The organism is Microbulbifer aggregans, from assembly GCF_020524005.1.
Taxonomy (GTDB): domain Bacteria; phylum Pseudomonadota; class Gammaproteobacteria; order Pseudomonadales; family Cellvibrionaceae; genus Microbulbifer; species Microbulbifer aggregans_A.
In genome coordinates this window covers 177,196-189,626 of the sequence record NZ_JAIVKK010000003.1, presented here as the reverse complement: position 1 = coordinate 189,626, position 12,431 = coordinate 177,196, and the positions used below count along the sequence as shown (strand labels likewise).

The 12,431-nt window shown below is 53.8% G+C and carries 5 protein-coding genes; 1 reads left to right on the top strand and 4 read right to left on the bottom strand.

Going from position 1 to position 12,431, the window contains the following annotated elements:
• Positions 1–9 precede the first annotated feature (9 nt).
• Both LC093_RS05830 and LC093_RS05825 read right to left on the bottom strand, forming a co-directional pair.
• Entirely contained in the window at positions 10–2,694 is a 2,685-nt protein-coding gene (locus tag LC093_RS05830) for a TonB-dependent receptor plug domain-containing protein (protein ID WP_226663150.1), read from the bottom strand.
• 470 nt (positions 2,695–3,164) lie between these two features.
• On the bottom strand, positions 3,165–3,749 hold the full coding sequence (locus tag LC093_RS05825) for a MarC family protein (RefSeq protein WP_226663146.1): 585 nt from the start codon (positions 3,747–3,749) through the stop codon (positions 3,165–3,167).
• 293 nt (positions 3,750–4,042) lie between these two features.
• Between LC093_RS05825 and LC093_RS05820 the strand changes: the two genes are divergently transcribed.
• The gene (locus LC093_RS05820; protein ID WP_226663145.1) at positions 4,043–5,710 is read left to right on the top strand and encodes a putative 2OG-Fe(II) oxygenase; all 1,668 of its coding nucleotides are present in this window, start codon (positions 4,043–4,045) and stop codon (positions 5,708–5,710) included.
• Positions 5,711–5,829: 119 nt separating this feature from the next.
• On the opposite strand, the gene LC093_RS05815 is transcribed toward LC093_RS05820, so the two are convergent.
• Positions 5,830–8,697 (bottom strand): TonB-dependent receptor domain-containing protein, encoded by a 2,868-nt coding sequence (locus tag LC093_RS05815; RefSeq protein WP_226663144.1) that lies wholly within the window; start codon positions 8,695–8,697, stop codon positions 5,830–5,832.
• Between the two features lie 633 nt (positions 8,698–9,330).
• Positions 9,331–12,237, bottom strand: coding sequence for a TonB-dependent receptor plug domain-containing protein (locus LC093_RS05810; RefSeq protein WP_226663143.1), 2,907 nt, complete (start codon positions 12,235–12,237; stop codon positions 9,331–9,333).
• Positions 12,238–12,431 lie beyond the last annotated feature (194 nt).

Here is a 12,431-nt window from a genome sequence, read left to right as displayed (position 1 = left end):
CGAATCAACTTAGAACTGGTAGGAAGCTCCAGCCCAAACGTAACGACCCTGGAAGTCGTAGAAGCTGTTCCAGTCACCGTAACCGGAGGTGTCTTGCGGCTCCTCATTGGTTACGTTGTCCAGACCAGCGGACAGACGCAGGGAGCTGTTTACATCCCAGCCACCGCGCAGGTTCAGGTAGGTCATGCTGTCGATGTCGACAGAGTACGGTGAGGAGCTTACGCCGCCGTCGAAGTACTGAGCTTCAACACCAACTTCCCAGTCATTTCCGTACCACATGGCGCTCGCCAGACCGCGCCAGTCCACGTACATACCGCCAGTGATACCGATCTCGCCGAGGTAGTCGGATTCGGTGTCGGTCTGTTCGTTGTATTCGGTGTACTCGAGCATACGAGTTGCCTGAGCACGCAGAGCCAGACGGCCGGCGTCGAAGTAGTAGTTCTGAGTGATATCGATGTCCACACCGCGAGTGTCGATCTGACCGATGTTCATCTTCGCGCCTTCCAGTCTTTCGATCTGGCCGCTGTTACCACGGGATACGAAAGAACAGGCCGTCGCGCTGCCGTCGCGGTAGCAGTCATCCAGAATACGCTGCAGATCCGGTGAGGTGATCGCGTTCTCTACTTTAATGTCGTAGTAGTCCAGGGTGATGGACATGTCGTCTACGAAGCTCGGAGTCCAGACCACACCAAAGGTAAAGGTTTCCGCTTCTTCCGGTTTCAGGTCCTGGTTACCGCCGATATTGGTCGGGATCTGGTTACCTGCCTGTTCGAAAGCAGCGCTGACTTCGCTACAGTTGTCGCCTCTGCCTGACGGGTTGCTGGTACCGGTGCTGCAGGGGTCGGTCAGGGTTTCGTAGCTCTGGGCTGAACCGCTGTAAAGCTCATAGATGCCCGGTGCGCGGAAAGAAGTAGAGAGGCTGGTCCGGAAACGCAGATCTTCGATCGGCGCGTAAACCATACCGAACTTGCCAGTGCTTTCGCCGCCGAAAGTACTGAAGTCGGAATAGCGTACAGCCAGGTCAGCAGTCAGCTCTTCTGCACCTTTCACACCTGACAGAATCGGCAGGTTGAATTCTGCAAACACTTCTGCAACGTCGTATTCGCCGCCGGTAGCATCTTGCTGGTTACCGAAGGTTGCACCGCTTTGAGTTTCCGGGGAAGGGTTGAACTCACCGGATTCTTCACGGTATTCAACGCCAGCTGCGAAGCCGAGTTCGCCGCCCTGGAACTGTACCGCTGTGATATCACCGGACAGTGTCGCGCCGAGGTTGAGCAGTTCGTACTCATTGTCTTCGCGGTCGTCGTAGCTGAAGTACTGGATGATTTCCGGGCTCATGCCACCGGCAAAGTCATAATCCAGGCCAGCTTCGCCACTGAAAATCTCATTCAACTTAGTTTTGTTGTAGGAGTTTGCAGTAACGTTTTCGCCCTTGTTTTTACCGTAACTAGCGAACGCATCCCAGCTCCAACCGTTAGCCAGGTCGCCGCGCAGGCCGCCGAGCAGTCGGTAGGTATCAGTTTGCTGTTCGGAGTCACGAGTGCCGCCGGCTACCGGGCGGATACGCAGATCGGTGAACCCGTCAACGCCATCTTCGCCGATACCGTAAGCCCAGGTATCACCCGGGTAAGGGTAATCTTTATCGTCTGGGTTGCTGCCATTTTCGACCCACTTATCGTAAGCCTCCTGCCATGCAGTCTGCAGCTGTGCTTGAATTTCTGCCGGCAGGTGTTTTTCTGCGTCCAGATTGAAGCCGTTACCAGCGTACATCGGCTGAGCTGCCAGCTGCTGGTTGGTCGTCTTGGTGGTGAAGCTCGCTTCACCGAAGGCTTCTACGCTATCGGTAATGGAGTATTTGCCAGACGCCGTGATGGAGGTGCGCTCCATAGAGCCGGACAGCCACATGTGCTGGCCGATATCGTAACCGGCATAGTCGCCCAGTGTTACGCCATCATCCTGAATGCTGAAGTTACCGTAATTAGTCAGGATATTGCCGTTCGGAGACATGGAACTGGTGAGACCAGCCCAATCGCGATCGTTGTAGGTGATTTCATCGCGCTGGCTGTGGCTGATATTGGCAACGAAGCTGCCGCGCTCACCTTCGCTACCAAAAGTGAAAGCGATTTCGCCATTCTCGCCGCCGCCTTCGGTGGTTACACCGGTACGGGCGTTGATACGAACACCTTCAAAGGAGTCTTTCATGACCACGTTGATAACGCCGGCAACCGCGTCGGAGCCGTATACAGCAGACGCGCCATCGGTGAGAACTTCAATTCGATCGATCATATCGACCGGAATATTGTTCATATCTACCGCGGAGCTTACGCCTGATGCAGAAGATACAAAGCGACGGCCGTTTACCAGCACCAAGGTACGGGCGGAGCCCAGGTTACGCAGGTCGACGAATGCCAGACCCTGACCGCCATTGTTATCGTTGGCGTTGATGCCGGTAGTACCCATGGACGGCAGCTGGTTCAGCAGCTCGTCGATAGTACCAACACCGGAGCGGCTGATTGCCTCGGAATCAACGATGGTGATTGGGCCAGTAGTGGACAGCGGATCACGTGCGATACGGGAACCGGTAACGATGACTTCTTCAACGGTTGGGCCTGGTACCGCTTCTTGTGCGGAAACACCGGTAGCCGCTGCGGCGCTGAACGCTGCGATTGCGATACTCAACTTGGACTTGATCATAATGCATCCTTTTTGTACTTAGGGCACTTAATGCTCGTTTATCTGTTTGTTGTAATTTAAGTGCGGCGTGACTTTAAAGGATCAAAATATTTAATGGAACTTAACTGACATTCGTTCACTCATGGTTTCCAATCTTGGAAGTCCGAATTTCATACAGTCTGTCTGAAAAACATTCTCCCTGCCGGTCGATAACACGTTAAAAGTACCTCGAAATATTAAATTATTGTTGTTTTTAATAAAAAATTAGGATGGGTGTAACTAAAGTGACAAATTATCCGTAATTCGTCGCATTGGTTGAAATCTGAACGAATTGATGTCCGAGCAGGGAGGCGCACTCGTACCAGACATCATCCTGGCAGCGGAAGAGTAAGATTTGTGCGATTAAATGAAGTCAAATCGCTGAGGGTAGTCAGGTTGGCTCGTGGGGCCCCGTTTCAGCCCCACGAATCCTAAAGTGATTTCAATAAGGGTCAGGCCAGGCTTTGCTTGATGCCATCAAGGAAAAGTTGAACGGCGAGCATTACGAGTACCATTCCCATCAGTCGTTCGACAGCAATCAGCCCGCGGTTACCCAGTAGGCGCGCCAGTGGCGATGAAGCCAGCAGAATGACCGCGGAAACCCCCCAGGCTCCCAATAGCGCCAAGGTCCAATTCCACAACTGCTCTCCTTCGCTGTTCGTCATCAGCATCAAGATCGCCATGGTAGATGGGCCCGCGACCAGCGGTACTGCCAGGGGAACGAAAAATGGCTCACCCTCTAATCGCTCACCCATGATTCCCCCCTCAACCGGGAACACCATGCGAATCGCGATCAAAAACAGGATGATTGCCCCAGCAATTCGAATCGCCTCCTGTGACAATCCCAGCCAGGCCAACACAAAGCGGCCGCCATACAGGAAGACAAGCAGTACGATCAGCGCAAAGATCAGTTCCCGCATAATCACGTAAAGCTGGCGTTTCGGGGGCACGTTTTTCAGTGCGGCAAGGAACACCGGGATGTTACCCAGTGGGTCCATGACGAAGAGTAAGGTCAGGAAAGCGGTCAGTGTGTCCATTTGATCTCAAAAGTCCGGAAGTGTAGTTGCAGAATGGCTGACAAATGTCCCAAGCGAGAGTGTAGCGCCTGTGCGCAGGGGAACGTTGGTGTCCTTGGGAGTCACATCAAGCGGGGACAAATTGGCTGGCACATAGATTGCCTGTAAGTAATGTCCGGATTCCCTGCGTTTTTAAAAACACGCTGCTTGTTATATCAGCAGTAGCATAGGAGCGGCGCATTCTACCTTGGCCGAGGAGGTATCGCGAAAGGCCTGATTTATGAGTCCCGGGAATCCAGAGAGGAGTCAAGAGCGTGAATCAAGTACTTTCACAGGTACAGGCAAGTCGCTATCAAGCGGCAATGCAACTTCTGATGGCCGGAAAATTGGAAGCGGCCTTTGATATCGCACATACCCTGGCAAGGGAGTTGCCAGGTGCGGCAGATACTCAACAGCTGTTGGGAATGTGTCTGGGGGAGCGGGGCTTTCCCGAAGAGGCACGTTTCGCATTCGAGCGTGCACTGTCACTGGTGCCCGGAAACGCGACGGTTCGGAAAAATTTCGCCACATTCCTGATTAAACAGGGGAAACTGTTCCGATCGAGGCAAAAGTTTGACGCTTCCATCGATTGCTTGCGTCGGGCGGTAACAATAGCACCGGAGCCGGCTTTCGCGTGGGCAGAGCTCGGGATGGCCCTGCGTCTCGGGGGGGATATTGAGGGTGCATTATCCGCATTTGAAAAAGCCAAGCTTCTGGGGATGGATACTCTGGCACTTAGGAATGCGGTCAATGGTACCTTGCAGGATGCAGGTAGGCTGGACGCAGCGCTCAACGGAGCCCGCAAACTGGTAAATGAACATCCCGATTTTGTTGCTGGCCAGGAAACACTGGCGAATATTTTGTGGGAAAACCGCAGGCGTCTTTCTCCAGAGGAAGATCCTTTTGACAAGTTCCGGCTCGCGGTAGAGCAGCAGCCGGGAAATACCGGGTTGCACATGCGGTTTGCGCGTATGTTGTTGTCCGTCAATCGTGCAGAAGAAGTACTCGCGGTCGTATATCCGCTGCGTCGACTTGAACCGGATAACCCGGTGCTTGCCTGGTATTTTGCTGAGGCGCTTGAGAAGACCGGGGAGGTCGATCAGGCATCCCGCCTGTATGCTGGTATAGCGCCGAAATGGAACCGTAACACCGAGTTCCTCAACGCCTATACAAGGCATGCATTTCGCCGGAAGGATATTGATCTGGCAAGTGACTGTGCCAGCCGTGCGGTGGAACTGGCGCCTGGAAACCAGGAATCATGGGCTAATCTCGGACTGATCTGGCGACTGCAAAATGATGCGCGAGAATATTGGCTGTTCGACTACGAAAACTTGATTGGCTACACCGAGATATTGCCTCCATCAGTCTGTTCAGACTGCGACGGCAGGTTCGGTGCGCTTCAGAAAAAACTGGAATTGATGCACTCTGTATCGGGAGAACCTGTCAACCAGAGCGTGCGTGGAGGATCTCAGACGGCCGGCCGATTATTTGGCCGCAATGACCCTGTGCTCGATGAATTGTGGCTCGCGTTAAAGTCAGCCGTGGATAAATGGCTGGCTACACTGCCACAAGATGAAAAGCATCCTTTTTTGTCGCGCAACCTGAACAGCGTGCGTCAAGTCGGCTCGTGGTCCGTACAGCTCGCTTCCGCAGGTCGTCACTCCAATCATATTCACAACCAGGGTTGGATGAGCTCTGCTTTTTATGTGTCGTTACCTGAGGCTCTGTGTGTGGGAAATGAAAATCATGCTGGCTGGATACAGTTTGGCGCTCCGTTGGAATCCTTGGGTCTCGAATTACCTCCGCGTCGGGTGATAAAGCCAGTACCCGGGCATCTGGCACTTTTCCCCTCTTTTGTATGGCATGGCACTGTACCATTTACTGACAAATTGCCGCGTTTGACAGTTGCATTTGATATGCAGCCTGCGGCTCAGGGCAGTTGAAATTCCGTATTTAATATTTTGCGACAAGAATGGAAACAAAGTACTTGCTGAGCAGAATAAAAAAGCGACGGGCTTTTGGCCCGCCGCTCAATGGAATGGTTATCTTATTATTCAGATAATCAGAAGTTGGCGGTAAAGCTGGTGAACAGGTAGCGACCAGACTGGTCGTAACCTTGCAGGGCGTTGCCGTTGTGCGTCAAGTTCCTGCTAACCAGTGGCGGCTCCTTGTCCCAGACGTTGTTGACACCCATGGTCAAGGTACCGAGGCCCAGCTCGATGGCTGCGGAGAGGTCTACGTAGCTGTAGGCTTCCACACCGCGGCCGCCACTGGACAGGAAGGGGTCAGTCGTTCGGCCCAGTGGTTCGCCAGTGAGCTGGTGCACAAAGTCACTTGCACCGATAAGGCGCCAGCGCATACCTACGCTCCAGTTGTCGGCGCTGTAGCGGCTGCTGACAACATGGCGCCATTCCGGCGTAGCCATAGGACAGGCGACATTGATCTCGCCGGCACAGTCATACGCGGATTCGCTGTCGCCCGGGATCGGCTCGTTGTAGTGCTTCAGCATGTAAGTGCTGACGATGGAAGTTTTCACTTCGCCATCGGCCAGACCGAAGATATAGCTACCGCTCAGGTCGAACCCTTCCCGTTGGAGAATGCCGTTGTTACCGATTTGGTTGAACACCAGACCGGCGTTGTCGACTGTTTGTCCCTGCCACAAGGCGCCGTTGGGCAGACGCTGGATGTCGTTACAGAAGATTCCGTTCTCGGCGCAGGCGGTGAGCTTGGTGGAAGCACCGATAGTGGAGATTGCATCTTCAATTTCGATATTGAAATAGTCGACGGCCAGCTCCAGGTTTTCGGTTGGTGTGGCAGCCAAGCCGAGGGTGTAGGTATTGGCTTCTTCCGGAACCAGTTCTGCGTTACCACCGGTGTACTGGTTGTACTGGCCAGCGGGGTTCTCTGGAACACTGCCGTACAGTGCCCCGGGTACGCCGGTAAGGGCACATTGCGCTTCAGTGAACTCAGGATCCGCTCCCGCGCAGGGGTCGCTGCCACTCCACAGTGCCATGTAGGACGGTTCGTACAGGTCGTTCAGCCCCGGTGCGCGAATTGCGCGGTTCCAGCCGCCGCGAACTCGATAATTTTCGGCAAACTGCGCAGCCAGGCCGACTTTATAAGTGCTGACACCGCCGGAGGTGCTGTAGTCGGAGTAGCGGTAACCCAGTTCGGCGCCGAAGCTGTCCAGCACGCCTTCATTCACGATGAAGGGAATGGAGGCCTCAAAGAATACCTCGGTCACATCGATGCTTTCGTCCAGGTTGGTGTCCGCGCCGCCGGAACCGGCGAAGTTCCCCGCCAGCGAGTTTTCATCGGAAACACGTACGAAGGTATCTTCCCGGTATTCGAAACCGGCTACCACACCAATGGTTTCACCCTTGGCGGAAGGAAGACCGAAACCGAGGTCGCCAGAGGCGAAGGCGTTAAGGGTGGTGTTGGAGGTTTCTACGCTCTGGCTGCTGACGCCGGCCATGGCGCTGGCGGCTTCTGAGGTAATGTTGTCGTTCCAGATATCGTAGGGAAGGCAGCCTTCAAAGGAGCCTGCGGGGCAGCCCCTGACGGCGTCTTCGATACGGGAGAACAGGAAGTCGTTGGTCCCTTTACTGTCGGCATTGCTTTCACCATAGGTGAAAGAGGCGTCATACTCCCAGCTGTCGTTGATGGCGCCCTTGCCGCCGAATGTCAGGCGGTAGGTTGTTGTTTCTCTTTCTGTGAAACGCGGGCCACCCTCTGTGTTACGTTTCCACAGGCTGACAGTGACGTCGTCGTGTCCCGCTGCCGTGATTCCAGTGTCTTCACACAGGGTACCGATGATCGGGTCGTCACAGTCAAACTCCAGGCCGAGGCCGAAGGTGCCGGATTCTGCAATCTGCACGCTGCTGGTGCGCTGTAGGTACATGGCTTCCGCATACGGAGTGAAGTGCTCGTTCACTTCGAACTTGACCATACCGCCGGCGGTGTAGCGCTCATCCGGGCGCTGGTAGTAGTTGATCGGCGCGTAATTGTACAGGTTGGTGCCTGGTGTGAAGCCGCCGTTGCCATCGGAGTTGTACCAGACGTTGTCGTCGTTGTCGGCCCAGGCTAAGGCTTCTGCGTCAGTCCAGCTGTCGGCGGCGCCGAGGGAGAAGTTGGCCGGATCCGCGGTGCCCGAGCCGCCGCAGAACTCCCCGGCTGCGTTGTGACCCAAAGCGCAGGAGGAGTAGTCGCGCTCACCCTGAAACAGGGCTTCATTCTCGCGGTACGTTGTCCAACCGACGACGTGGCCTCTGCCTTCAGCAAATGCGGTGCCAAACATGACATCGAGATTGTAGCTTTCGCCACCGATGTCACTGCCGGTAGGGTAATCATACCCGGCTTCGTCCATCAGGTTCTGCATGTACAGGTTGTCGTTGTCGTGCTGGAAGCCCTGCCAGCCGACATTCACGCTGGTGCCTTCGAATTCGTCGTTCAGCACAAAGTTGACCACGCCGGCCACGGCATCGGCACCGTAAACCGTGGATGCACCACCGGACAATACGTCAGCGCGTTTGAGTGCGGCGGCGGGAACGATGGAGAGGTCAGTAGTTTCAAAATAGCCGCCTGGCAGGCGTCGGCCATTCACCAGTGACAGGGTACGTGAAGCGCCGAGGCCACGCAGTGATGCGGTGGCGTAACCGGTAGAAGGGTTGTTTGAGACATTATCAAAATTCATATCCAGTTGCGGATACTGGTTGACCAGATCTTCAACTGTAGTGGCGCCGTTAAGGGTGAAGTCCTCTGCATCGATTTCTGTCACCGGACTGACCGCGGTCTGAGTTTGACTGGTTCTCAGACGCGAACCGGTAACAACAACTTCTTCCACTGTGGCTGCATCTTCCTGCGCAAAAGCAGGCAAAGCGGGAACGATAATCGCAGCAGCTATGGCTGTGGATAAAAGGTTCTTTTTCACTAGAAATCCTCTCGGTTATTGGTTTAGCGATGAATTATTCTTATTTGCTTCAAGGTAACCGCCCCAACGGCTACCTCCCTGCCCAACAAACCAATAACGAGTGTCTGGACGCAAACCTCAAAATTTTTGGATTATTATTTCTTTTTTTTTAGTTTTAATGATTTTTATGCCAATAAAGATACATTTAGTTAACTTTTGTGCTTTTGTGACTAAGGGGCGGTTTTTATATAAGCTGTCAGAAATACCTAATGTCGGTATTGGCGCCTGGCATAGAAAAGTGACAGGGAATGCTATTTGAGCGGCACTCTGGAAAGAGATATTAGCGGTACTAGTATGAAGAGTGATTCGGGTAAGTTCGAAATCAAATTGAAAGTTGTCGAATCATGTTGATGGATAGGCGTGGGAGAAAATCAATTTGCCTTTCCATATAAGAACCAAGGTTGCTCTACTGATAGATGAATAAATAGCCAGGAAGGCGGAAATGTTACCCCGCTGATTTATCAGGGTATGCAGGTGTGTGGAGGTTAAGCCCACGGTGGAATTAATGCGCTCTGAATTAAAAAATGGGGGTGCAACTGATAAAAAAGCGGCGGGGATTACCCGCCGCTTTTCTTTCTTACGCTACCTGAACAATCAGAATTGATAGTTCAGGGCCAGGAAGTACTGGCGACCCAGTACATCATACTGGGACGGATCAGTGTTTGACTGAACGTAAGAGGGGTAAATATGCGGAGTTTCATCGGTCGCATTCAGGATACCCGCGCGAACAGACAAACCTTCCATTGCACCATCGCTAAATGCGTAAGAAGCATTCAGGTCATAGTAGTGCATGTCAGGAATGCTGAAGTCCTCAACACCAAAGTCCTGCATGGAGTCAATGTAACGCCAGCGAGCACCAACGGAAATATCGTTAATGTCGTAACGCACGCCCATGTTCCACTTCCACTCAGGGAAGCTGGAAGCGATGGAGTAACCTGCGGTACCAGCGTACTCTACGAAGGAGTCTCCCGGCAGTTCCTGAATTTTGTAGGAGTGCGTGTAAGTTGCCATCCAGTTCAGATTCAGGCTACCCGGACCTGCGTCGATGCGCCAGTCGTATTGAATGTCGACACCGCGAGTTGCGATACCACCCAGGTTTTGGGAAACCTCGAGAGCATTCACAATTTCGCCAGAAGAGTTACGGGAGAACTGGCTACAGAAGAAATTGTCGTTGCTGAAAGTGGGGTTGTACTCGGCAGAGAAACAACGCTCAATTGAGGTGGAAGCGGAGATTTGGGAAATCGCGTCTTCAATCTCAATGTTGAACAGGTCAATAGACAGCTGCATGTCTGAGTATGGGCCGTCCAGCGGCGAGGTGAATACCATACCGAAGGAGAAGGTGTCCGCAGTTTCCTCTTTGAGGTCTGGGTTACCACCGTTCAGGCCTTGAACCTGGGAGTTGGTGTACTGGTATACATCCATCGCGCCGGCTGCAATACCCTGATCAACACAGAGCTGTTCAACTTGACCGGAGTTCGGTGCATCGCTACCACGGAATTCTGCATTGTTCACAGAGCATGGATCGCCCAGACCTTGGATGCTGGGGAAGTTGGTCTGCTGAGGCGTGAACAGCTCAGAAATGTTGGGAGCGCGAACCGCACGCTGCATGGTACCGCGAAGCATCAGCGCTTCGATTGGGCGGAACTTCAGCTCGCTCTTGTAGGAGCTAACGCCGCCAGCAGTTGAATAGTCTGCATAGCGATAGCCCAGATCCAGGTCCAGAGAGTGTACACCCGGAACGTCGGCGAGCAGCGGGATGGCAGCTTCCACGTAAATCTCGGAAGAGTCGGTTTCACCTACAACGGCCTGCTGAGCGTTGAAGCCAGCAATGTCCGGGCGACCGTCGGGCAGAGATGCAGACAGGGTCGCATCCGGGGTGTAAGCGTACTCATCTTTTTTGTAGAACGCACCGAATGCGGCGTGTACGTCACCAGCCGGCATGCTGAATACCGGTCCGCTGAATGTCGCTTCAAAAATGGTCTGGTCAACGGTGGTGTTGTTCTGGGAATCAACGGTGATGTAGTCAACGCAAGACTGGCTCATAGAACCAAGGCCGAACGGGTTAAGGCCACCTTCACACTTGGAGGCGCCGCCGTCGGCCGCATAGGTCAGTTCTTCGAACTTGCCGCGAGAGATGTTGCCGGACTGGGATTCACTGATATCTACTTGGCCCAGGGACGCATATACGTCGTAGTTCCAGTCGTTGGCGAACTGGCCTTTGATACCACTGATGAACTGGAACGTATCATATTCACTGGCGGAAACACGGCCACCCGCTTCGACCATACGCTTGCCGAAGGTAATTGGGGCATCGGCATCCGCGCGGGAATCCAGAACCGCTTTCAGGTCGTCAGAGATGAACGGGTTGTCTGCGGAAATGGTAACTGCGGACAACGGAGTCGGTGCCAGCGCCTGAGTGGCGGTGTAGTTGCCGTAAATGGCCTGTGCGTACAGCTCAGTCGTGTCGTTAAGCTCATACTTTGCACGGCCGAAGAAGCTAGTGCGCTCCAGTGGCATAACCAGCATATTTACCGGTGCGAAGTTGTATGAATAAGGCGCAACTGCCGGCTGCAGCGGGTCGTTTACATCGCCGCGGAAGTTGATCAGCTCTGCCGGGCCGTTTTCAGGGGTTACCCAAGTAAACAAGGAGCCGTCAGTATTGTAAGCAAGGGTGTTGCCCGGTGTTACGGTACCAGCGGCGACGCCGTACTGTGCAAAGATGGCGTCAATCGCTTCCTGGCTGGCCAGGTTGCTGGTGTTGGCTGAGGTGAAGCCTTCACGAATAGTACCGGATCCGAGCGGGAAGAATTCACCGCCAGAGTATCCCAGTGCCACGTTGGCGAAATCGCGGTCGCCGGCCATAACCTCTTTACGATCGGCTAAGCCCAGGCTGCCCATGACGTGGCCACGACCGTTGGCGAATAAGGTGCCGCCAGAGATGTTTACGGTTGTTTCAGTGCCGTCACCTTCAGCGGTCTCGCCCCAGCTGGTGTCGATTTCAACACCTTCGAGTTCACGCAGCTTGAAGTTCACAACACCGGCGACGGCGTCAGAACCATAGGCCGCTGATGCACCGCCAGTAATGATTTCGGTGTTATCAATCAGAGCGGCAGGGAGCAGGTTGAGGTCGACTACGCCGGTAGCGTTCGATGGTACCACGCGCTTGCCGTCGACAAGTACGAGGGTTCGGGTAGTTCCCAGACCACGGAGCTCAACGTTCGCCTGGCCGCCGTTAGAGGGGTTGTTCGATGTGCTGGTAACGGACGGAACGAACTGCGGCATGGAGTTCAGAACACTTTCCACAGTCAGCGCGTTTTGTGACTTGAAAACGTCTTGATCAATTGTAGCGATCGGACTGGCGGAGTCGAAGTCGCGACGAACGATACGCGAGCCGGTAACTACGACTTCTTCTACCAGAGTAGCTTCCTCTTGCGCGAAGGCCGGCAGAGCTGGAACCAAGATCGTAGCGGCTACGGCTACGGACAGCAGGTTCTTTTTCATTGTAAATCCTCTCTAAGATCGTTGGATTTATTAGGTTTCGCCACGTCTGTGGCATTCATTGGAAATGGCTACCCCCAAGTGGCCATTTCCTTCCCAACGGTATCTTGACGCGTAAGGGATCATGTCCCTCAAAAATAATTACAAAAAAACTTAACTTTCTGAAAGGCAGGTACGGGAGGAATGTTCTTTTGTGC